Origin of the sequence: Methylobacterium sp. 092160098-2 (genome assembly GCF_028920805.1) — a bacterium.
In the GTDB taxonomy this organism is placed as follows: domain Bacteria; phylum Pseudomonadota; class Alphaproteobacteria; order Rhizobiales; family Beijerinckiaceae; genus Methylobacterium; species Methylobacterium fujisawaense.
The window spans coordinates 483,778-506,463 of record NZ_JAQPZJ010000002.1 but is presented as its reverse complement, the minus strand read 5'-3'; the positions used below and the strand labels follow the sequence as shown (position 1 = coordinate 506,463).

The 22,686-nt window shown below is 68.9% G+C and carries 18 protein-coding genes; 5 read left to right on the top strand and 13 right to left on the bottom strand.

Annotated features, from left to right (window positions below):
- Positions 1–6: 6 nt before the first annotated feature.
- Positions 7–2,718 carry an MGH1-like glycoside hydrolase domain-containing protein gene (locus PQI07_RS27750; RefSeq protein WP_043378355.1) on the top strand — a complete coding sequence of 904 codons (2,712 nt, stop codon included), beginning with the start codon at positions 7–9 and terminating at the stop codon, positions 2,716–2,718.
- A gap of 238 nt (positions 2,719–2,956) precedes the next feature.
- Here the strand turns inward: PQI07_RS27750 and PQI07_RS27745 are convergent, their stop codons facing one another.
- From PQI07_RS27745 to PQI07_RS27690, 12 genes are all read right to left on the bottom strand, one after another.
- Entirely contained in the window at positions 2,957–4,198 is a 1,242-nt protein-coding gene (locus tag PQI07_RS27745; protein WP_043378352.1) for a cytochrome P450, read from the bottom strand.
- Positions 4,191–5,516 (bottom strand): NAD(P)/FAD-dependent oxidoreductase, encoded by a 1,326-nt coding sequence (locus PQI07_RS27740; protein WP_043378349.1) that lies wholly within the window; start codon positions 5,514–5,516, stop codon positions 4,191–4,193. The genes PQI07_RS27745 and PQI07_RS27740 overlap by 8 nt, the downstream gene beginning before the upstream one ends.
- A complete protein-coding gene (locus tag PQI07_RS27735) occupies positions 5,513–5,728 on the bottom strand; it encodes a ferredoxin (protein ID WP_043378346.1) in 216 nt (71 codons plus the stop codon). Before PQI07_RS27735 ends, PQI07_RS27740 begins: the two co-directional genes overlap by 4 nt.
- Positions 5,729–5,799: 71 nt before the next feature.
- The gene (locus PQI07_RS27730; RefSeq protein WP_210274612.1) at positions 5,800–7,455 is read right to left on the bottom strand and encodes a patatin-like phospholipase family protein; all 1,656 of its coding nucleotides are present in this window, start codon (positions 7,453–7,455) and stop codon (positions 5,800–5,802) included.
- 239 nt (positions 7,456–7,694) lie between these two features.
- Positions 7,695–8,927: a pyridoxal phosphate-dependent aminotransferase gene (locus PQI07_RS27725; RefSeq protein WP_230365906.1), complete on the bottom strand. Its 1,233-nt coding sequence runs from the start codon at positions 8,925–8,927 to the stop codon at positions 7,695–7,697.
- A complete protein-coding gene (locus PQI07_RS27720) occupies positions 8,924–9,622 on the bottom strand; it encodes a glycosyltransferase family 2 protein (RefSeq protein ID WP_043378343.1) in 699 nt (232 codons plus the stop codon). The genes PQI07_RS27725 and PQI07_RS27720 overlap by 4 nt, the downstream gene beginning before the upstream one ends.
- Positions 9,623–9,625: 3 nt before the next feature.
- On the bottom strand, positions 9,626–10,678 hold the full coding sequence (locus PQI07_RS27715; RefSeq protein ID WP_043378338.1) for a radical SAM protein: 1,053 nt from the start codon (positions 10,676–10,678) through the stop codon (positions 9,626–9,628).
- On the bottom strand, positions 10,675–12,033 hold the full coding sequence (locus PQI07_RS27710) for an MptA/MptB family glycosyltransferase (RefSeq protein WP_043378335.1): 1,359 nt from the start codon (positions 12,031–12,033) through the stop codon (positions 10,675–10,677). Before PQI07_RS27710 ends, PQI07_RS27715 begins: the two co-directional genes overlap by 4 nt.
- Positions 12,030–12,773, bottom strand: a complete 744-nt coding sequence (locus PQI07_RS27705; protein WP_043378332.1) for a TIGR04282 family arsenosugar biosynthesis glycosyltransferase — start codon at positions 12,771–12,773, stop codon at positions 12,030–12,032. The genes PQI07_RS27710 and PQI07_RS27705 overlap by 4 nt, the downstream gene beginning before the upstream one ends.
- Positions 12,774–12,792: 19 nt before the next feature.
- Positions 12,793–13,323, bottom strand: a complete 531-nt coding sequence (locus tag PQI07_RS27700) for a hypothetical protein (RefSeq protein ID WP_043378331.1) — start codon at positions 13,321–13,323, stop codon at positions 12,793–12,795.
- Positions 13,320–14,093, bottom strand: coding sequence for a molybdopterin-dependent oxidoreductase (locus tag PQI07_RS27695; RefSeq protein ID WP_043378328.1), 774 nt, complete (start codon positions 14,091–14,093; stop codon positions 13,320–13,322). Before PQI07_RS27695 ends, PQI07_RS27700 begins: the two co-directional genes overlap by 4 nt.
- Positions 14,090–14,779 carry a cytochrome b/b6 domain-containing protein gene (locus PQI07_RS27690; protein WP_051975891.1) on the bottom strand — a complete coding sequence of 230 codons (690 nt, stop codon included), beginning with the start codon at positions 14,777–14,779 and terminating at the stop codon, positions 14,090–14,092. Before PQI07_RS27690 ends, PQI07_RS27695 begins: the two co-directional genes overlap by 4 nt.
- Positions 14,780–14,941: 162 nt before the next feature.
- On the opposite strand from PQI07_RS27690, the gene PQI07_RS27685 reads away from it, so the two are divergent.
- A complete protein-coding gene (locus PQI07_RS27685) occupies positions 14,942–15,928 on the top strand; it encodes an AraC family transcriptional regulator (protein WP_043378325.1) in 987 nt (328 codons plus the stop codon).
- A gap of 485 nt (positions 15,929–16,413) precedes the next feature.
- Positions 16,414–17,685: a glycosyltransferase gene (locus tag PQI07_RS27680; RefSeq protein WP_043378323.1), complete on the top strand. Its 1,272-nt coding sequence runs from the start codon at positions 16,414–16,416 to the stop codon at positions 17,683–17,685.
- Between the two features lie 88 nt (positions 17,686–17,773).
- Here PQI07_RS27680 and tnpA read toward each other — a convergent pair whose 3' ends face one another.
- Positions 17,774–18,181: an IS200/IS605 family transposase gene (tnpA, locus tag PQI07_RS27675; RefSeq protein WP_043378321.1), complete on the bottom strand. Its 408-nt coding sequence runs from the start codon at positions 18,179–18,181 to the stop codon at positions 17,774–17,776.
- Between tnpA and PQI07_RS27670 the strand changes: the two genes are divergently transcribed.
- Both PQI07_RS27670 and PQI07_RS27665 read left to right on the top strand, forming a co-directional pair.
- Positions 18,134–19,291, top strand: a complete 1,158-nt coding sequence (locus PQI07_RS27670) for an RNA-guided endonuclease InsQ/TnpB family protein (protein ID WP_308445284.1) — start codon at positions 18,134–18,136, stop codon at positions 19,289–19,291. The genes tnpA and PQI07_RS27670 overlap by 48 nt on opposite strands.
- Positions 19,292–19,653: 362 nt before the next feature.
- Positions 19,654–22,665 (top strand): sensor domain-containing protein, encoded by a 3,012-nt coding sequence (locus PQI07_RS27665; protein WP_143739264.1) that lies wholly within the window; start codon positions 19,654–19,656, stop codon positions 22,663–22,665.
- Positions 22,666–22,686 lie beyond the last annotated feature (21 nt).

Sequence of the window (22,686 nt, the reverse complement as noted above, 5' to 3'; positions counted from 1 at the left end):
ACCGCAATGCCTGAGGGCCCGAACGCATCCCACCTGTTCGAGACCGAGGAAGGACGCCGTCTTCGGGCCTGTGCCGCGGACGGGTGGCACCGCTGGGGACCGTATCTCGCCGAGCGGCAATGGGGGACGGTCCGCGAGGATTACAGCCGGGACGGCACCGCCTGGGACTACCTGCCCCATGATCACGCGCGCTCGCGGGCCTACCGCTGGGGCGAGGACGGCATCGCCGGGTTCAGCGACGACAAGCAGCTCTGGTGTCTCGCGCTGGCCCTCTGGAACGGGCGGGACCCAATCCTCAAGGAGCGGATGTTCGGCTTGACCAACGAGGAGGGCAACCACGGCGAAGACATGAAGGAACTCTACTGGCTCCTCGACGGCACGCCGACGCACTCGTACATGCGGATGCTCTACAGGTACCCGCACGCGGCGTTTCCCTACGCCGAGCTCGTGGCCGAGAACCGACGGCGCAAGGGCCGCGACATGCCCGAGTACGAGCTCGCCGACACCGGTGTACTGGCGGAGAACCGCTGCTTCGACGTCACGGTCGAGTACGCCAAGGCCGCCCCCGACGACGTGCTGATGCGGGTCTCGGTCGTCAATCGCGGGCCGGAAGCGGCCGAAATCCACGTCCTGCCCCATCTGTGGTCGCGCAACACGTGGTCGTGGCGCGAGGATCCGAAGCGGCCGCTCCTCCGGCTCGTCGAGGGGCCAAGCGTCGAGGCGACCCGCGCCGCGGGTCCCTGTCGGCTGTTCAGGGCCCTACAGCCGGCCGAGTTCCTGTTCTGCGAGAACGAGACCAACACTGCTCGCCTGTTCGGCGTGAGCGGATCGTACCACCCCAAGGACGCGATCAACGACGATGTGGTGGCGGGAACCCGCACGCGGGTGAACCCGCTCCACGAGGGCACCAAGTGCGCGGCGCTGAGCCGCCACACGCTGATGGCCGGCGAGACGATCGTCTTGCGCTACCGGTTGTCCCCGGCCGACGCGCCGGGTCTCGACGACGCGGGTTTCGAGGCGGTGTTCGCGCGTCGGGTCGCGGAGGCCGACGCCTTCTACGCCGCCCTTCAACGCGACATGACGGACCCCGACGCACGCCTCGTCCAGCGCCAGGCCCTGGCCGGCATGCTCTGGTCGAAGCAATTCTACCACTTCGACGTGCGCCGCTGGCTGATGGGCGATCCGACGCAGCCGGAGCCCCCAGCGGAGCGGCGACACGGACGCGACAGCGAGTGGGCGCACCTCAACAACGCCGACATCGTCTCGATGCCCGACACCTGGGAATACCCCTGGTACGCGGCCTGGGACCTCGCCTTCCACTGCGTGACCTTCGCGCTGATTGACCCAGAATTCGCCAAGGGCCAACTCGTGCTGCTGACGCGCGAGTGGTACATGCACCCCAACGGCCAGCTGCCGGCCTACGAGTGGGCCTTCGGCGACGTGAACCCGCCGGTTCATGCCTGGGCGGCGTTGCGCGTCTACCAGATGGACGCCGCGCTCACCGGGCGACCCGACCGGACATTCCTGGAGCGGGTGTTCCACAAGCTGATGCTGAACTTCACCTGGTGGGTGAACCGGAAGGACGCGGACGGGCGCAACGTCTTCCAGGGCGGCTTCCTCGGACTGGATAACATCGGCATCTTCGACCGCTCGGCGCCGCTGCCCACCGGCGGCACCATCGACCAGGCCGACGGCACCGCCTGGATGGCGATGTACACGCTCAACCTGATGCGGATCGCCCTTGAACTGGCCGCCGAGGACCCGGTCTACGAGGACATCGCGACCAAGTTCTTCGAGCACTTCCTCTACATTGCCGAGGCGATGACCGACATCGGCGGCAGCGGGGTCGGCCTCTGGGATGAGGCGGATGAATTCTTCTACGACGTGCTGAACCTGCCCGACGGCAAGATGCTGCCGTTGCGCGTCCGCTCGCTGGTCGGGTTGATCCCGCTTTGCGCCGTCGAGGTGCTCGACATTTCCTTGCGCGACCGATTCCCCGGCTTCGCGCGCCGGGCCGAGTGGATGCTGCGTAACCGTCCCGACCTCGCCGCCTTGGTCTCGCACTGGAGCCAAGGCGAGGGTGAGGGACCGCCGCCCGGCCCGGGCGGCGACCGGATGCTGCTCTCGCTGCTGCGCCGGCACCGCATGAAGGCGCTTCTGGCGCGGATGCTCGACGAGACCGAGCTCTTCTCCGACCACGGTATTCGCTCTCTGTCGAAGGCGCATGCCGAGCACCCGTTCGTTCTCGATTGGAGCGGTGCCCGCTACTCCGTCGACTACGAACCAGCGGAATCGACGACCGCCACGTTCGGGGGCAACTCGAATTGGCGCGGTCCGGTCTGGATGCCGATTAACATCCTCCTCATCGAGGCGCTCGACCGCTTCGGGACGTTCTATGGCGACGACACCCGCTTCGAGTGCCCGACCGGCTCCGGCCGTTATCTCAGCCTGCCCGAGATCGCCGACGAGTTGAGCGAGCGCCTCTGCAGGCTATTCCTGCGCGGGCCAGATGGACGCCGGCCGGTGCTCGCCTCCTATGGCGCTCTCGCCGACGATCCGCATGTGTGCGACTGCATCCCGTTTCACGAGTACTTCCACGGCGATACCGGCGCAGGGCTCGGCGCGATGCATCAGACGGGCTGGACAGGCCTCGTAGCACTGCTCCTGAGGCCCGGGCGCCTCACCGCACTGCCGATCACCCGCGCCATCCCGTCCTGACGATCGGGCCCCCCGGCTCCGGTGTCTTATCCTGCGGGGGAGACACCGCGTCGCTGAAGTCGTCCATCGCCGGCTGGTTCGGCGCGCAGATGAAGGAGGACCGCTCCCGGCTCCTCGATCCAGACGTAACGACGAGCAGCATCCAGACCGACGCAAGTCCAGAGCTGACGTACCCCGCTCCGCAAGACGACCGCGCTTGGCTCTCGCCATCGTCTCATAACCGTTCGCGCCTGTAGGATCACGCGATCCCCGCTATGGCGATGCCGAGGTGCTGTGGACCGCGGAGGGAAGCGCCCGGTCGGTAAGGCGGCGGGTCGTCCAGGAGCCTCGGTGCGATGAGGCGCCGGCAGAGCGTGACAAGGGCGATCTCGGCCTCGATCCGCGCGAGGGGCGCGCCCACGCAGTAATGGAGGCCACCGCCGAACCCGAAATGCTGGTTGTCCGTCCGGTCCGGATCGAACCGGTCCGGTTGCTCGAACCGCGCCGGGTCGCGGTTTCCGGCCGCAAAGAGCAGCACCACCGACGATCCCGGCGGGATCGTCGTTCCCGCCACCGCGATGGCGCCGAGCGCCTTGCGGGTGCGGAAATGGACGGGGGGCTCGTAGCGCAGCATCTCCTCGATCACGCGGGGTGCCCGCTCGGGGTCGGCCTTCAGCTTTCGCAGCTCCTCCGGATGCCTGAGCAGTGTGAGCATGCTGTTGGTGATGAGATTCACCGTCGTCTCGTGACCCGCGACGAGGAGCAGGATCGCCGTCGAGATCAGGTCTATGTCGCCCATGGCCGCGCTGCCCCGGCCACCGTGGGCGGCGAGCCCGCTGAGCATGTCGTCGGCCGGATGGCGGCGCTTCTCGCGGATCAGCCGACGCATGTAGTCGGAGATCGCGTCGAAGGTTGCGGCGATCTCCCGCCGCCCCGCCTCGTCGTGGCGCACGTCGGGCTCCAGGGCCGTCGCGAGGCGGATCGCCCAGACGTGGAATTGCGCCTCATCGGCCTCGGGCACGCCGAGCAGCTCGCAGATGACGGCCACCGGCAGCGGATAGGACAGGTCCTCCACCAAGCAGACAGTGTCGCGGCCGTGGCACTTGTCGATCAGGGCATCCACGAGCTTCGCAACCTTGGCGTGAGATTCCCGCACCCGGGCGATCGTGAACTCCTTCATCACGAAACCGCGCAGGGTGTCGTGGTCGGGCGGATCGCGGAAGATCAGCGGGCGATGGCCGTTGACCACCCGATTCCGGATCGGGTTGAGGATCCAGTCCTTCAGAGGGTTGCCCGTTCTGGGTCGCCGCGAGGGCGGCAGGTCTTCCGAGCTCAGCCGGGGATCGAAAATCAGGCTCTTCAGCGCGGCATGGGTGCTGACGACGTAGCTGCCGTCCGCCTGCCGGGACACGGGCGTCTCGCGCAAGCGCGCGTAGAGGGGATAGGGGTTCGCCCTGTTTCTCGGATCGAGAACCTGCGCGAACAGCGTCTCGTCAGGCATGGGCCGTCTCCAGAGCCGTAACCGATCGGCCGGAGGATCGCCGCGGGCTGGGAAAGCCGGGCTCCAGGGTCTCGATCCGCGGCTGGTCGGTGGCGCCGAGGATCGGCGGGAAGGCCGCCCCGTCAGCCACGGCCTCGGCATAGGCGGGAAGCCAGCGTGCCTGATCGAAGGAGAGGGCCGCGACGGTTCGCCCGGCCCGGCCATAGACGGCGAGGAACCGGTGCGAGGCCCGCGATCCCTGGACGATCGCGAGCGCCTCCGCCCCCTCGGTCAGGCCGGCGAGCTTGATGTTGAGACCGAACTGGCTCGACCAGAAGGAAGGCACGTGCTGGTATTCGACCTGGCCCGTGGGCGGAGCAAGCATGTTCGCCGCCGCGTGCCGGGCCTGGTCCACCGCGTTGCCCCAATGCTCGACGGTCACCAAGCGGCCGCCGGTGAGTGGGTTCGGCCAGCGCGCGACATCGCCGGCCGCGTAGATGGCGGGATCGGGCTCCCCCGTCGTGGTCAGGGCGCGGCAGGCCGCGTCGCAGGTCAGGCCTCCCGGGTCGGCGACGAGGGCGGCCGCGGCGAGCCAACCCGTGTCGCGCGTCGCGCCGAGGGCGACGATGACGAGATCCGTCGCGATGTCCGCGCCACCCGCCAAGTGGGCGCGGCGGACTTGTCCATCCTCGCCGGAGAAGGCCACCACCTTGACGTTCGGGCGGAGGTCCACTCCGGAAGCCCGCATCCGCCCGGCGAGTGTGGCCCCGATCACCGTCCCGAGGAGGCGGGCGAGCGGCGTCGGGTTGGGATCGACGAGCGTCACCGCCAGGCCGAGATCGCGGCAGCAGGAGGCGGCCTCGCAGCCGATCAGGCCGGCGCCGACGATGAGGACGCGGCTCGGCCGCAGCGCCAGCGCGCTCCGCAGGGAGCGGGCATCCTCCAGGGTCCGGATCGTGAAGATCCCGGCGAGATCGGCGCCTTCTCCGGGCCATGGCCGCGCCCTGGCGCCGGTGGCGATCAGGAGCGTCTCGTAGGGAAGCGTCGCGCCGTCGGCGAGGCGCACCACCCGGCGGTCCCGGTCCAGGGCGACGGCCGGCAGGCCGAGCCGCCACTGCGCGCGCAGACGGGTGAGTTGCGGAAGTGCGGTCGCGTCGGGGTGAAGCTCGCCCGCCAGGACGTGCTTGGACAGAGGCGGCCGGTCGTAGGGCCGGTGCGGCTCGTCCCCGACCAGGGTCAGAGGGCCGTCATAGCCGCCGTCCCGCAACGCCTCCGCGCCCCGCAGGCCGGCGAGGGAGGCGCCTACCACGACGATGCCCGGTCGCTGCCCGTCCGTCACGGCTCGTCACCCTCGGCGAGTCCGGCGGGCTCGATCGCGATGGCCCGGACGGGGCAGGCCTGCTGCGCCCGCTCGACCTGCGACCTCTTCGCCTCGGGCGGCGCCGGATCGTAGAACAGGATCTCGTGACCGCGCACCTCGAAATGCTCAGGGGCGGCGTAGCAGCACTGCGCGTAGCTCTGGCAGCGGTTGAGATCGACCACGACACGCATTCAGGGGCTCCGAAGAGATGTGCGGATGACCGGTCGGTCGGGATCTGCGCCTGCCCGAACATCGGAGCGGCTCATGTCCAGGCTCCCAGGCGGCCCGACTCCAGCGCTTCCCGGGCGCAGCGATAGCCGAGTTCGGCCGTCGTCTCGAAGCTCGACCACGCCCGCAGATCGACCCCGGCCAAGGAGGGCTTGAGCAGGACCGCAGCCCGGGTGACGGCCGCCATGGTCTGGGCGTCGCTCGACACCATCGCGGAGCGCAGGAGCAGGTGCGCGATGCCGGGGAGCTGGTCCGAGATGCCGAGGAGGCGCCGGAACGCCTGCGCGCTCCGGCCCTGCCGCGGCATGACCTGGAAGGCGGCGTCGCTGCCGACATCCACGGCGAGAACCGGCCCGCGGTCGAGATCGGCCATCACGTCGGCAGGCAGGTTGTTCATCATGCCGCCGTCCACGAGGATGCCGTCCGCACTCGCCACCGGGGGCAGCAGGCCGGGAATGGCGATGCTGGCGCGGATCGCCCGGTCGAGGGGGCCCGCCCAGTGGACCATTGCGGTGCCGGTCGTGAGGTTCGAGGACACGCAGAAGAACGGGCGCCAGAGATCCTCGACGCGGGCATCGCCGAACCGCTCGGCCAACCCCGCATCCACCTTGGCCCCGCGCGTCAGGGCGTGGAACGGCAGGGTGTAGTCGTCGAGGGGGTTGCGTCCGACGAAGGAAGCCACCGTGTGGGTCTCGATCGCGTCGAGGCTCCAGTCAAGGGCGACGCTGGCGGCCAGGATCGAGCCCATGCTGGTGCCGCCGACGAGATCGATGTCGAGCCCGGCCTCGCCGAGCGCCCGCAGAACGCCGAGATGGGCGAGGCCGCGGGCGCCGCCGCCGCCGAGGACGAGGGCGCGGGCATGGCCGGACGCGATCCGGGCAAGCCGGGCGAAGTCGCCACCGTGGTTCTCGCGAACCTGGAGCCGCAGGGAGAAGGGCAGCGCGGCGACGTCGGGATGCAGAGGGCGCGGCAGGCGCGCCTCGGCGGGCTGCGCCACGGCGAGGTCCATGCGGATCCAGTCGGAGCGGATCGAAGCGAGATAGTCCGCGGCGCCGGGCCGTGGCGGCGCGCCTGGCTCGGCCAGCAACAGGACGTGGTCGGCGTGGCGCAGGCAGAGCCGGCACCAGGGGCAGTCGATCTGGTGGGCGACGAAGACCGTGCGGTCGTGCGTTTGCTCGTAGCGGTGGAACCACGCCTCGTCGGCCTCGGGGGGCCATTCGGAGAGGCAGCCGGTCCGCCCCGGCAGCGCGGCATCGAGGGCCTGCGCCAGCCGCTCGCCGAAGGCCGTCGCCTTGAGGCCCTCGGTCACCGCCAGGACGGCGAAGCTCCGCGGCGCATGGCTCAGGGTCACGCCCGTATGGGCGGTGCGCAGCCGCGCGGCCAGGATCCGGGCGAAATAGAGCAGCGTCCCGGGATGGGCGGCGATCAGATCCTCGAACGACGCGCGGGAGAGCCGCAGGAGGTGCGTATCGCGCAGGGCCGTTGCCGTGACCGAGCGCGGCTCGCCGGTGAGCAGGGCGAGTTCGCCCACGGTATCCGGAGGGGCGAGTCGGATGAGGCGGCGCACGCTGCCGTCGCGCGGGTCGCGGATCGAGAGGCCGACCGCGCCGCTCACGAGCGTGTAGAGGGCGTCGGCCTCGTCCCCCTCCTCGAACAGCGTCCGCCCTCCGGCGACGGCGACGGAGGTCATCCGCGCCCGGATCGCGACGTCGGCGTCTCCGTCGAGGGGGGCAAGAAACGGAATCTCCGTGCGCCCCGAAGCCCGGGCGGCAGGGACGGGCGCCACGTCGCAGGCGCCGAGGCGTTCGGCCTCCGTGGGTGGTGCGGATAGGCCGCCGAGCCCGGTGAGCCTCGGGGAAGCGGCTGGGGCCGCGCCCGGAGGAACGGAACCGGGGTGCTCGATGCTCCGGTCGCGTCCGATCTCGGCACTCATCGGCCGGCGCGCCGCTGCAGATGATCCCCGAGGATCCCGAGCGCCGCGCCGCTGCCGACGCGACCGAGGCCGAGGCGCAGGCGGTCCGTGGGGACCGGCGCCAGCGCCGAGTGCCACAACGCGGAGGGCAGCACGAGGACGCCGTCCTCGGACGCGAGAGCCTTCGAGAACTCGGTCGCACCCTCTCGCCCACGGAAGCGGGGGCAGGCGAAGGCGAGATTCGTCGGTTCTTCCGGATCGAACAGGTTCGGGTAGCGATCGAGCAGAGCACGCAGACGGTGGTGGTTGCGCCGCCCGATCGCGCGGGCGCGGCCGGTCAGGCGCTGCTCGGCCCGCAGCGCGACCTGCGCCAGGATCTCGCTCGGTCCGGCGAGGCAGCTCGACAGCAGGCTCTTGACCGCGAGGACGCGGTCGAGCGCCCCGCGGTCGCGACAGGCGGCCCAGCCGACGCGCAGGCCCGGAAGCCCGAAGCCCTTCGACAACCCGTTGATGGAGATCCCGCGCTCGTACACGTCGACGACGGGTGGGACGGCTCGGCCCGGGTCGAGGTCCGTCTGGCGATAGACCTCGTCGTTGACGAGCCAGAGCCCGTGTCGGCGACAGAGGTCGACCAGCCTCTCCAGAGTCGTTCGATCCAGCGACGCGCCGGTCGGGCTGTTGGGAAAATTCATCAGCACCAGCCGCGTGTTCGGCCGGATGGCGGCGACCAGCCCGTCGAGATCGAGGGTCCAGGCCGGTTCCGGTCGGAGGGCGACGCCATCGGCCGCGCACAGCCGCGACACGACGAGCTCCGAGGGTTGGTAGATCGGCACCACCACCACCGCGTGATCGGCCGGACCGAGCAGCGCACTCAGCACGCAGGCCACTGCTTCCTGCGCCCCTGCGCTGACCAGCACGTCGTCGGCAGCGAGCCGGCGGTAGCAGCCGGCGATCGTGGCGCGCAGCCAGGAGGCGCCGCGCGGGTCGGCGTAGCCGAGGTCGGCCCTCCGCCAGCGCCGACGATCCTCCGGGCCGGCAAGGCGCAGCAAGGCGGCGAGCGACAGCGGCTCCGAGTCCGAGGCGGCGAGGTCGTGATGCGCGCAGGCCGACCAGCGATCCAGGTACGCCGCCAGCGCGAACGACCCTGCGGGCGCGATCCCGTGGTCCGTATCGGGGCCGGGCGCCTCCGTCCGGGCGCCGGCCCAAAGGCCCGGTGCAGCGTCGTCCTTGAGCGCCATCGCCGGCCTCACGCGCGCCGCTCCGAGCCGGCGGCGACGCGCAGGTAGGTCGCGCCGATCCGAGCGGCGGCCCGCATCGTCCCACCGAGCGAACCCGCGACCTTCGAGGATCCGCCCAACCGGCGCCGGTAGGGCATAGGCACCTCGCGGATGCGCAGGCCGGCTCGCGCGGCCTGCATCTGCATCTCGATGTTCCAGCCGTAGGTCGGCTCGCGCAGGGCGAGGGCCCGCAGCACGGCGCGGTCGATGGCGCGGTAGGCGCACATGTCGGTGTATCGGACGCCGTAGCGTAGGCCGATGCCGAGGCCGGCGAGCCGGCCGGCGAGCACTTGGTGCCAGAGCATCGATCCGGGCTCGCGGCTGCCCAGCGTGCGCGAGGCGAGGACGAGGTCGTGGCGGCCGGCGAGCACCGGCCCGGCGATCCGGTCGATCAGGTCGCCGCGATCCGCGCCGTCGCCGTCGAGATAGACGATCACGCGCGAGGCCGGATCGGCCGCGGCCGCCCCGAGCGCGCAGGCCCGGCCGTAGCCGCGTCCGGCCTCGATCACCCGGGCGCCCGCGGCCCGGGCGACGTCCTGCGTCCCGTCGGTCGAGCCGCTGTCGGCGACGACGACGTCCGCCGCGTAGGCCGGCGGGATCTCGCGGATCACCGCGCCGATCGCTTCGGCCTCGTTCAGGGTCGGGATGACGATGCTGACCGGATGCATCGCTCAGAGACTCCAGCGCAGGCCGCAGTTCCGGCACGGGGCGGGCGGCACGTCGGAGAGGAGCGACGTCCGGAAGTCGCGATAGGCCGCGCCGTTCCAGATCTCCCGGAGCGTGGCCTGCGTGGCGTCGCCCAGCGTGTAGTTGGAATAGCCGCGCACCGAGAACGGCGCGATGCAGCAGGGCAGCGCCCGACCGTGGGCGGTGACGTACATCAGGGACCAGGGTCGCCGACAGGTGGCCCAGGCGCGGTCCTCCTGACGCTTCAGGCTGATTCCGGGCTCGGTCGCGCCCGAGGCGTCGAGCGTCACCCCTAGCGAACGGCCGATGGCCTCGGCCTCGGCGATGGCGGCGGCCTCCGCCGCCTGGGTGCTCTCGAACAGCGACAGGTCGGCGCGGGCCATACCGTACCCGGCCTCGTCGAAGACGAGGCGCTGCAGGTGCACCTCGGTCACGCCCATCTCGGCGGCGAGCCGCACGAAGGTCGGGAGCTGGTCCACGGTCTCCTTGAGGCCCGTGAGCCAGAGCGAGACCCGGGGGGTCGCGGCGCCGGTCGCCTTCTGGAACGCGACGAACTTGCCGACGTCGCGCACGATGCGGTCGAAGAAGTCCTTGCCCCGCACCCGGCGGTACGAGGCCCGGTCGGCGGCATCGAGGGAGACGCGCAGCTCGTCGAGCCCGGTATCGATCAGCTCCTGAAAGCGCCTCGGCTGCATCAGGGTGCCGTTGGTGTTGAACAGGACGTAGGTGCCGCGGTCCTTGAGGTAGCGGACCATCCGCGGCAGGTCCTTCACCAGCATCGGCTCGCCGACCCCGTGGAGCACGACCCGGGCGACGTCCGGAACCTGGTCGACGATCCGGCTGAACAGCGCCCAGCTCATGTCGGCCGGGGGCTCCAGGGTCTCGAAGGTGCGCGGGCAGGTCTCGCACAGCAGGTTGCAGCGGTTCGTGACCTCCAGATAGAGGCAGACCGGCGGCGCCAAGGCCTCGGAGGCGCGGTCGGGGCCGACCGCCTCGAAGTAGCGGCGCGGGTCCTTCACTGCGGCTGAGGCCGTCATGGTGCGGTTCCTTCCGGGAGAGCGGAGAGGGGTGCGGTGCAGGCCTGCCGCAGGGAGCGGGCGGCTAGGAAGAGGGCCGGGACGAAGACCAGCGACGGCCACAGGAAGCGGTCGTCGAACGGGTCGATCAGGAACAGGATCGGCGCCGAGCCGAGCCAGATCAGGGCCGGGGCCGGCGCGACCACCGCGGGCAGCGCCAGCCAGGGATAGTACCAAGCGTAGTGTGGGCTCGCCGCGCAGGTGGTGAGGGCTGCGAGGAGCCCGGCATCGCGGCACAGCGCGACCGCGTCGGGCGCGGTCTGCCGGTTCGGGCCGAAGGCGATCCGGAGCGCGAGGGCGGCGAGCGTCAGTCCGGCGCAGACCAGGTAGGTCCGCAGCAGGCTCGGGGGGCTGAGCCCGAGATGCCCGAGACCGGCGAGCAGCCAGTAGCCCACGCCGGTGTCGTAGCCCTCCTCGGCCCCGTAGCCGCCGGCGAAACCGAACACGTTCGGGCCGGCAGCGAGGTAGGGCAGGTACAGGACGGCGATCACGGCCACCCCGGCGAGCATAGGCCGCCACAGCCGGCCTCCACGGACGAAGGCGGGCGCGACCGCGACAGGCAGAACCTTCACCAGCGTCGCCGCGCCCAGGAGCGCGCCCGCGAGCCCGTACCGACGACGGGTGCGGGCCAGCAACGCGATGCCGAGGAGGCCGATCGCCACGGCATCGACGTGCCCGTCGCGCGCGAAGGACCACAGGGCCAGCGGATTCCAGGCGTAGATCAGGATGCGGGCCGAAGGCAAGCCGGCGCCGCGCAGAACCGCGAGCATGGCCAGCATGCCCAGGGCCTCGAAACCCAACATCGCCAGCTTCATCCCGGTGACGCTGTGCGATACCTGCCCGACGGCGGCGAAGACCAGCTGCGCCGCGGGCGGGTAAATCGTACGAGCGTAGTCCTTGCGGTTGATCAGCGGGTAGACCGCCGGGTCGCGCAGCCGCTCGAGGGCGGGGTCGGCCGGGATGTAGCGGTAGGGGTTGATTCCGGCGGCCTGGACCTGCCCGTCCCAGACGTAGCGGTAGATGTCGGTCGACAGGAACGGCAGCGCCGGCAGCAAAGCGGCCCGCAGCAGCACGGCGATGCCGAGGATCGTCCATAGGGCCGCGCGCGGCAGCCGCTCCCGCAACACGAGGCGCACGGCGAGGAGGTAGACCGCGAGGCCGACCGCGACCACGCCGATGAAGGCGTTGGATTGGGGCGCCGCGCCGACGGTGTCGGCGCCCGGCACCTGGATCGCCAGCGCGCCGACAGTGACGGCCAGAAGCAGGAGGCCGAGGGCCGCGAGCCGATGAGCGGGGCTGGCGAGAAGCCGGATCATGCCGGCACCAACTCCGACGCGCGCGCGAGCCGCGCCAGGACCGAGCGCGTCGCCGGGGCCGCGTAGCCGGTCCTGTCGGCGGCGAGCCGCGCGAGCGAGGCCGCGTCGTCGACGTCGTACCAGGGCTCCAGCTCGACGAGATCGAGGCCGATCTCGCGCGCCCGGGCGCGGGTCGCTTCGGCGACGGTGTCGGTGCTCCAGGCGATGTCGGCGAACAGGCGGGCATGGGCCTGCTTGAGGCCGAGGATGTAGTAGCCGCCGTCGTCGCAGGCGCCGAACACGCCCCGCTCGCCCGGTTCGAGCAGGATCCGGGCCGCCTGGATCAGGAGCCGCGTCGGCAGGGTCGGGATGTCGGAGCTCAGCACGCAGGCCGCCGCGTGACCGTGCGCCAGCATGCCCTGGACGGCCTGCAGCAGGCAACGGCCGAAGCCCTCGACCTGCGCCGCGGTTGTGACGCTTCCATCCGCCAGGACGAGGTCGGTTCCCCGCGCAAGATGGGGGATCACCAGAGCCTCCGCGCCCGGCGGCGCGAAAGCCGCGTAGGCGGCAATCGGCGCGGCGCGGGCCGCCTCTTGGATGTTGGCGGTCGTGTCGCGCAGGAAGGCGGCGCTCAGAGCCGCTGCGTCGTCGAGGGTCAGCGGCGGGCACAGCCGCGTCTTGGAGCGCCCGCTTCGCGGCGCTTTCGCCATCACCCCGATCGCGCAGGTGGGGGCCGGTCCGGAGGTCGGTCCTCGTGCCATGTAGAAGGCTCCCGCGTGGTCAATGGAAGGGGCGGACGATCCCGAGGCGGATCGTCTCGTCCGGCGGTATCTCGGTGGCGGAACCGGGCGTGAAGGTCGGCAGCGCGCGCAGGCGCTCGGGCGTCAGGCCCATGAGGGCGACGTGCTCGCCCAGGAGCGCCACCGCCTCCACCGGCACGGCCACGAGCCGGGACCCGAATCCGCTCCAGGCGACCGCTCGCAGGCCTAGCCAGCCCAGCCCCAACGCACCGTCGAGGCGCACGGCCATCTCGCCCGCGCCGTCGCCGCGGCGCACGAGCCCCGTGACGCGGCCGAGGACGGACTGGGACTCCTCCGGCCGGAGCAGGAGGCGGCCGGCGAGGTCGCCGACGCGCACCGGCTGCGGAAACCGGTCCGCCGCGCGACCCGCCATCTCGGGCGCGGTCATGCCGGGCTTCGGCATGTGGTCGGGGGCCGGGGAGGGGCCCGGCGTCTGCGCCTGCGCCGATGCGGAGAGCGCCAGCGTGAGCAGGCAGGTGCCGACGGCGCACCGGATCGCGCGGACGCTCATAGGCCTGCGAACCAGCCGAAGCCGCGGCTCTCCCAGTATCCGCCGGGGTAGGTGTTGGTGACTTCGATGACCGTGATCCACTTCGGATTCTTGTAGCCGAGCTTGACCGCCATGCGCAGGCGCAGCGGGTATCCATACGGGTCAGGCAATTCTTCGCGGGCGTATCTGGTCGCGAGCAGTGTCTGGGGGTGCAGCGCGGTCGCCATGTCGATGCTGCTCGGGTAGTCGTCCGCCGTCTTGAAGGCGACGTACTTGGCGGTGAGGTCGGCGCCGACGCGCTCCAGGAACGCCCGGAGCGGTACGCCCGACCACTGCCCGATGTAGTCCCAGCCCTCGACGCAGACGTGGCGAATGATGATCTCGCGCTCGGGCAGCTCCGCGATCCGGCGGCGCGTCCAGGGCCGCTTGTCGGAGATCAACCCGGCGAGTTCCAGCCGCCACGCGTCGCCGTCGATCGGCTTGACGTCCTCGACGTCGTAGTAGGCGTTGAAGCGCGGCGGCTTCAGCACCTGGGACCCCGGATACTCGGGCGCGAGCTTTCGGGGATCGAAAAGGGCGGCCTGGACGCCGTCGTTGAAGTCGGACATGGCACGGAGCGCCCGCCCGACCGCGCTCGTGTCCGTCACGTCGCAGCCGGTCAACATCGTGAGCGCGCCGAGCGACAGGCCGCCCCGCAGGAGGCCGCGACGCTCGATCCTCCGGACCAAAGCGCGGTGGTCGTCGAGGATGCCGGGATCCGGCACCTTGAGGGGGCGGAACGGCGACCTCATCGCGTCGCCTCCCGCGCCGTGGCAGGGAGGGCCGGGCGGCGTACGGGGCCGCCGGTCAGCATCGCCCACAGCGTTCGCGGCACGAGCAGGGACAGCACGACGTGAACGACGAGGAAGCCGACCAGCACCGCCATGCCGGCGAAGTGGACGAGGCGCGCGCCCTGGAACCCGCCGAGCAGCGCGACGAGCCCGGAGAACTGGACCGGCTTCCAGATGGCCAGGCCGCTGACGACCTGGCCGATGCCGGCCAGGATGGCGACGATGTAGAGGATCTTCTGGACGGCGTTGTAGGTCGTGAGGTCCTCGTGCGCGAGCTTGAGCCGCAACGTGTCGCGGACGGTCTGCACGATTTCGCGCGGACGGATCGGCAGGAGGCGCTCGCGCAGGCGCCCGGTCGCGACGCCGTAGACGAGATAGGCGGCGCCGTTGGCGACCAGCACCCACATGGCGGCGAAGTGCCAGAGCAGGCTCTCGGCCGCCCAGGATCCGATCCGGGCCGACTTGGGGAAATAGATGCCGTGGATGATGACGGAATCGTCGTAGATGCCCCAGCCGGACCCGATCAGCACCACCATCGCCGCGGCGTTCGTCCAGTGCATGACCCGTACCGGCCAGGGATGCAGCCGGCGAGGCACAGCTGTGGACTGCGTCGGCGCAGTTCCAGGGTTGCCTCTCAACACGGACATGAACCGTGATCGCGTGGAAGGACGTCGAGCATCCCAGCGTGGCTTATGCTGCGTGCGTGCTTCACGGGTGTGGTTTGTTGTATCATGCTACAACTCCTAATTCATTTCGTCTTCCGGCACGATATCGTTTAAATCCGTTGCGCTTTGATTCGGTCGGCACACATGTCAGATCATGTATTAGTCAAATTACTATCGACTTTGACGGTGAGGGTTCATGCCTTCGCATTCTGCGAGATTCAATCGGGGTGGCGATTGCGGAAGCAGGGCATCGCTGACGCCCTGCTCGTCCATTATGTCTTGTCAGGCACCGGGACTATCGTCGTCGGCGACCAGGAGCCCGTGGCCTTCGGGCCGAACAGCATGGTGATTCCGCCGCGCGGCGTTCCTCACTCCCTCGGTTTCGCCGGGGCCATGCACACGGTTACAGCTCGAGATGCGCTCAGGGTGCTTCCCGACGGCCTCGTCGCGCTGACGGCCGGCGACGGCAGTCGCGACATCCTCGTGGCTTGCGGCGCGATCTCGGCCAGTTACGCCGGCGCGCTCGGCCTCTTCGACCGCCTGCAGGGCGCATTGATCGAGGACCTGTCGGGCAACGACCGACTGCGGCACGCCTTCGCCTTCATGATCGAGGAGTTGGTCCAGCCCGGACTCGGCACGCAGGAGGTGACGAGCGCGCTGATGAGGCAGTGCCTCGCCATTCTGCTGCGGGTTCACCTGAAGGAGCGGGGTACCAGTTCGCCAATCTTCGCGGCGCTGCGGGATCCGCGGCTCATGCGCGCCGTCGCGGCGGTCCTCGACGCACCCGGCGCCTCCCACACGGTCGATAGTCTCGCTGCACTCTGCGGGATGAGCCGGTCCGCGTTCGCCGAGCGGTTCTCCGCCATCTTCGGCGAGGGGCCCATCGAGTACCTGCACCGGGTCCGCCTGCGCCTCGCGGCACAGTTGCTGACGACGTCGCCCATGCCCGTGAAGGTCATCGCCGCAAGTGTGGGCTACACCAGTCGAAGCTACTTCTCGCATGCCTTCAAGGCGGCCTACGGCGTCGATCCGAGCGCATACCGCGGTCGATGCGCGGACGCGGCCAAGGCCATCGAACCCGGATCCAACGCGACCTTCGACTCCGCACAGGATGTCACGGGCGAAGATTGAGCGCGCGCTGGCCTGGAGAACCGGCAGCCCATGCGACGACGACATCGAGCCTACCATCTTCGCGATTTCCCGCTCGATTTTGCGGATCGAAGGCAGGCATGGAAGCGGACTGGCGTGCGTTATCGTCCAAAACAGGTGCTGCGCCGCATATCCCGTGTCGACAATTTCAGATCGGTCGCAGTCCTATGGCGAGCGGCACCGTTGCGACGTGCGCGGCGGCCGCACGTGCATGAGGCGCCACATTCGAGGTGATCGCCTGACATGCGATGGAACAAGGCTTGTTTCACGTGCCGTCCGACCAGCGACGGACGCGGTGCGGCTTCCTGGTTCCCCCGCAGGAGCGAGTTCGCATCACCTTGGCCGAACTTCGCAACGCCGATTGCGAAGGCGCCAGCCGATACTTGCGGAACCGCTGGTAACGGACCGAGCGACACACGCGAAATAAATGTGACTAACCCTGATCGAGGATTGCGCCGGATGTCGGCATGAAAGTTTTGATTGCAGCCAGCCCCCTTACGGGCCACGTCAACCCCCTGTTGGCTGTGGGACGACTGCTGGCCAGGCGCGGCGACACCGTCTTGGTGGTGACCGATCCTTCGTTTCGGCAGAAGGTCGAATCTTCGGGTTTGCGCCTCACAGCTTACGAAGACAGGGGTGCGGCGACCTATCTGGAGCCGCACCTGCCGCCTGGACCGGTGCGGTGGACGCACGAATTCGAGCACCGCTTCATCGAACCGATGGCGACGCAAGCCGCGGTTCTGCGCGAGACGATCCGGACGGAGGCTCCGGATGTGATCGTGGCAGGCAGCCTGTTTCTTGGGATCTTGCCGCTTCTTCTCGATGCGACGACGTGCCGGCCTCCGATCATCGTACTCAACATCAGCTTTCTGTTCCTCGACCGTCCCGACGATGCGCCGGTCGGCATGGGGCTGCTCCCGGCCCGGGACGACATCGAGCGTGCTCGCTACGCCGCATTGAAGGTGGGTCTCGATGCCTCATTCGTCCGACCGGTTCGCGCCCTCACCGACGCCCGCCTGGCCCGGCTCGGCGCGCGACCTTTGCCAGCCTCGTTGACCCAATCGCTCGCGATACTGCCCGACGCATTCCTGCAGCCGAGCGTCCGCGAGTTCGAGTACGATTTCGGTACGTTTCCTCCAGGACTGCGTTTTGTCGGGCTGCTGCCGACCACGCCGATGGCGGTCGCGGTACCGGAATGGTGGCCGGATCTGGAGAGCGGCAAGAGCATCATCCTAGTGACACAAGGCACGCTCGCAAACGCTGATTTCAGCGAACTACTTGAGCCGACGCTCCAGGCGCTTGAGGGGCGCGACGATCTTCTCATCGTTGCAACAACTGGCGGGAGATCCGTAGAGGAGATACACTGTGAAATACCGGCTAATGGCCGGGTCGCCACCTTTCTGCCTTTCGACGTGCTTCTCCCCAAAATCGATCTCCTGGTAACCAACGGGGGCTACGGAAGCGTCTCACAAGCTCTCGCCGCTGGCGTTCCGATTGTCTCCGCCGGCTTGACCGAGGACAAGGCCGAGGTCGGAGCCCGGATCGAGTGGTCGGGCGTCGGCTTGAATCTTGCGACGAACCGCCCGACCGTGGACGCCTTGCGTTGGGCCGTCGAGAGGGTGCTCACGGAGCAGCGGTTTCGCGAACGTGCTCGTGTGATGGCACGGGCCTTCGCCGATCTGGACCCAGGGCGCGAGATCCTAGCTGCCATCGACGCTCTCACCCACGTGTCGGGGTAGAGTTTCGACTTTCGCTCTTAGCGGAACGCGCGCCAATCCCTCTTCTTTCAGGGAGAGGTTGTAGGCGCGCTCGCGGCGACAGCCGCGATCAGCGACCTTGGTTCTCGATGTACTGCTTCAGGATCGAGAGCGGGGCGCCGCCCACCGACCCGGCGAAGTAGCTCGGTGTCCACAGCACGCCTCGGCTCTTCCTGACAGACCAGAACGAGGCGATCTCGGGGAACTCCTTCTTCAGCAGGCGGCTCGACACTCCCTTCAAGCTGTTGACCAGTTCCGAGAGCCGAACCTTCGGCGGATAGAACACCAGCAGGTGAACGTGGTCCCGCTCGCCGTTGAACTCGCGCAACTCGACCTCGAAGTCCGCACACACGCTGGCGAAGATCGCTTGGAGCCGGTCGAGGTGCGCACGGGTCAGCACCTTGCCCCGCCGCTTCGTCGTGAACACTAGGTGGGCGTGCAGGGTGAAGACGACGTGCCGCCCGGTGCGAAGCTCCATAGACCAAACCGTCTCGATGCCCTATGTCAAGGGCGTGACCACCCTTACAGACCAAACGGTTCTGAAGACCTTCAGCTTCCGCGTCAAGGACGCGACGAGCGGCTGATCGCGCTCGGCGATGCGGTCAATACGGTCTGGAACTACTTTAACGAGATCAGCATGCGCTCGGCACAGCGTGGTCCGATCTGGGCGGCCAAGAAGCAGCTTCGCGTTCTGACCAAGGGCAGTGGCAAGCTGCTCGGCCTTCCGTCGCAGGTCGTGCAAGAGATGATCAACCAGTACGTCATAAAACGGAAGGCTGCGCGCCGTCCGAAGCTTCGCTGGCGTGCGAGCCGTGGGCCCAGGCGGGCGCTCGGGTGGGTGCCGTTCACGAACCAAGACATCGCCCTCGACGGAACAACCGTGCTCCTGCGTGGCCAGCGCTTCCGCCTGTGGCTGCACCGCGCCGTCGAGGGGCGGATCAAGTCGGGCAACTTCAGCCAAGACGCGCGCGGCCGTTGGTACTGCAACCTCGTGTGCGAGGTGCCCCGTTCGCAGGGGCGCGGGCGCGATGACATCGGCGTCGATCTCGGGCTCAAGTCCGTCGCCAAGTGCTCGGACGGCACAGGACTTGAGCAGGCGCAGTTCTATCGCTGCCTCGAACCCAAGCTCGCCGAAGCGCAGCGCAAGAGGCGCAAGCGGCAGGTCAAATCGATTCACGCCAAGATCGCCAATCGGCGGAAGGATGTGCTTCACAAATTCTCTCGGGCGCTCGTGGATCGCGCCCGCAAGATCACGGTCGGCGACGTGTCGGCCTCGGCTATGACGAAGACCCGGATGGCGAAGAGCGTGCTCGACGCCGGATGGTCTACGCTACGCGGCATGCTCCGGTACAAATGCGATCACGCAGGGGTCGCCTACGCCGAGGTGAACGAAGCCAACACGACACGGACCTGTTCGTTCTGTGGGCGCCTCAGTGGACCCACGGGGCTGGCCGGTCTCAGCATCAGGCGGTGGACGTGCGGCGAGTGCGGATCAGAACATGAGCGCGACCAGAATGCCGCGCGGAATATCGCTCGTCTCGGATGTGAGACGCCGTGCCCGTCCGGGCATGGAAGCCCCGGCTTTTAAGTCGGGGAGACATCACGAAGGTGCATCATGACAGCGCGATGACGCCTTCACATAACGTCATGCAGGTGATCGAGAGCCCGTTCGATTCCTCGCACCGGTCGAAAAGCGCCGTCGGTTGGATCTGCAGCCCCGAATGTGGCGTGCACGATCGATGCACCTTCCACGCCTGACGTCGACGAACGGAAATCGGGACGGCCGCGCTGTCCCGATCCGGGCGGGCGAGCGGGAAAGAGCTTTCGGACGCTGTGAAGGCCGGGCAAGGACTGCACGGCTATCCAGAGTGTAAATCATCAAGATTCATGTTCCGCGTTCCGGTTTCAAACGTCGAATGTCTGTAACAGACCCGTGTTCAGGAGCTCCAGGTGCGGATTTTCGCACGCACGCATGACTTGAGAGATATCGCTAGCCGGCTTATCGCTGCGGTTTTTGTCACCGATCCAATCGGTTATTCAGAAATATTTAGCGAATTCGGCCAACGGTCATTCGCCCGCATCCGCCAGAACGCTCTTCGCGCCATGTCGCCTCAGACCAAGCAACGACCGCCTGGACTCGCGGGCAGTGCTGCCCACATCCTGAGCCAACGTTGGCATGCCGCTCGGAAGCCGGGTATGGCGTTGCCGCCTTACGAAGAGATCGCTCTCGGCTCGCTCGGTCGTTTCGCCGATGGCACGGTGCTGGTGCGCCTCGACGGGCCAGATCTCGTCCACCTGCAAACGGCATCAGCCGTCGCTACATGGCTCGAAGGGACGCCCCGTCATGCCGCCGGACACCAGCGGAGCGACTGCGCGCGGCTCTTGGATCAAATCGTGCGACGCGCCCTCCGGACCGGCCAGCCAGAGCGGCAGGTTGCAAGCCGCGTCGAGAACGGCATCGTCGAGGTTCACGAGATCCTCGCGTTGCCCCTGCACACGCACTGGGGCTTCCCGGTCGCCCTCGTCCACGTCAGCGAACCCCAGACCCGATCCAGTCTCATCGAACAAGTCTACCAGTCGACCCGGGAAGGGGTTCTCGCCCTCGCGCCCGTGCGCGACGCGGACGGACAGCTGTGTGATCTGCAGATCGTCACCCTGAACGCCGGCGCCGCGCAGCTGATGCGCCGGTCGTTGGACAGCCTGTTGTGGCAGCATCTTTCCGAAGTCTACATGGGTCATCACGCGCAGGAGATCACAGCTCGCCTGTTCCGTGTCGTCGAGAACGGCGGAAGCGACAATTTCGAGCTGGAATTCATCGGGGACGATGCGGAATCCTACCTCAAGATCGCCGTAGCCCCACTCGGCGACCTGCTCGTAGTCACCCTCGTCGACATCACGGAGCTGCGCACCCGCGAAGCCTCCTTCCGGATGTTGTTCGAGGCCAACCCGGTTCCGATGTGGGTCTTGGACGCCGGATCCTTGCGCTTCCTCGACGTCAACACCGCCGCCGTCGAGCACTACGGCTACAGCCGCGACCGCTTCCTGGCGATGACAGCCCACGACATCCGACCGGAGGCGGACCGTGCCGAACTGCAGATCGTCTTCGCGAACCGGACGAAGCCCTACGATGGCGAGCGGATCTGGCGTCATTGCAAGGCGGATGGATCGGTGATCCAGATCCTGCCTTACGTGCGTCCGCTCATGCTGCGGGGCCGGCCGGCCGTGCTCGCTGCGAGCATCGACGTCACCGAGCGCCAGCTCGCCGAGGCGGAACTGCGCCGCACGCGCAGCTTCCTCGACACGGTGATCGAGAACATCCCCGCGATGCTCTACGTGCAGGATGCGGTTGATCACCGCCTCCTGCTCGTCAACCGTGCCTGCGAGGCCCTGCTCGGCGTGCCGCGCGACGAACTGATCGGAGGGCCGTCGCATGCTCTGTTTCAGCACACGACGGCCCGGGCCGTGCTGGATCAGGACGCGGCGCTGTTTCGCGCCAGCGGTCGGGACGCGATCGTCGAGGAGCGTCAATTCGAGACGCGCGGCAACGGTACGCGCCTCCTGCACGTCAAGAAGCTCGCCGTGAGCGACGAGGAAGGGCGACCGCAGTACCTGCTCGGGATCGCCGAGGACGTGACGGAGCGCCGCGCCGTTGAGGCGCGGATCGCTCACATGGCACACCACGACCCGCTCACCGACCTGCCGAACCGTGCCTGCTTCCGCGAACGTCTGAGCGACGCGCTCGAGCGACAGCATCGTCATGCCGAGCCGGCGGCCGTGCTCTGCCTCGATCTCGACGGGTTCAAGGCAGTCAACGACACGCTGGGACACGCAGCCGGCGACGCGCTGCTGCGCGCGGTGGCGGATCGCCTCCGGCACTGCGTGCGCGAGGAGGACTTGGTCGCCCGCTTCGGCGGTGACGAGTTCGCCATCCTGCAGGCGAGCGCGCCGTCGCCTGAAGCTGCGGGCCAGCTCGCCGCGCGCCTGGTCGAGTGCTTGGCGCAGCCGTTCTCCATCATCGGTCAGAAGGTGGTGATCGGAGCGAGCCTCGGTATCGCGATGCTGCCGGGCGACGGGACCACGCCGGACCTTCTGCTCAACAACGCCGACCTCGCGCTGTATCAGGCCAAAGCGGAGCGACGCGGCACGTTCCGGTTCTTCGAGCCGGAGATGAACGCCCGCATCCAGGCGCGTCGTACGCTGGAGCGCGAGCTGCGCGAGGCGCTGAACACCGGCGCCTTGGAGCTGTTCTACCAGCCGCTCCTGAACCTGCGGGAGAACCGCATCAACGCCTGCGAGGCGCTGCTGCGCTGGCGCCATCCCGAGCGTGGCTTCGTCTCGCCGGCCGAGTTCATCCCGATCGCCGAGGAGACCGGCCTGATCGCGCCGATCGGCGAATGGGTCCTGCGCGAAGCGTGCCGGGAGGCGGCAACCTGGCCGGGCGAGATCAAGGTCGCGGTCAATCTCTCGCCCGTGCAGTTCCGTCAGCAGAGCCTCGTCCCGGCCGTCGTGTCGGCCCTGGCGAACGCCGGGCTCGATCCCAGCCGACTGGAGCTGGAGATCACGGAGTCGGTGCTGCTCGCCGACAGCGACGCCAACCTGGCGGTCCTACACCGGCTGCGCAACCTCGGCGTGCGCATCGCCATGGACGATTTCGGGACGGGCTACTCCTCCTTGAGCTATCTCCGGACGTTTCCCTTCGACAAGATCAAGATCGATCAGTCCTTTGTGCGCGAGCTCGGTGTCAACCGCCACTGCGCGGCGATCGTGCGGGCGGTGGCCGGACTCGGTGCCGATCTGGGCATCACGACAGTGGCCGAAGGTGTCGAGACCGCGGCGCAGCGCGATCACCTGCAGCATGAGGGTTGCGACGAGATGCAGGGCTACCTGTTCAGCCGTCCGCTGCCGGTCGCCGATCTGCGGCAGCTGATCGCGGCGACTGAACAGGCCGCGCGAGCCGCCTGACGATCGCGCGCGCAACCCGGT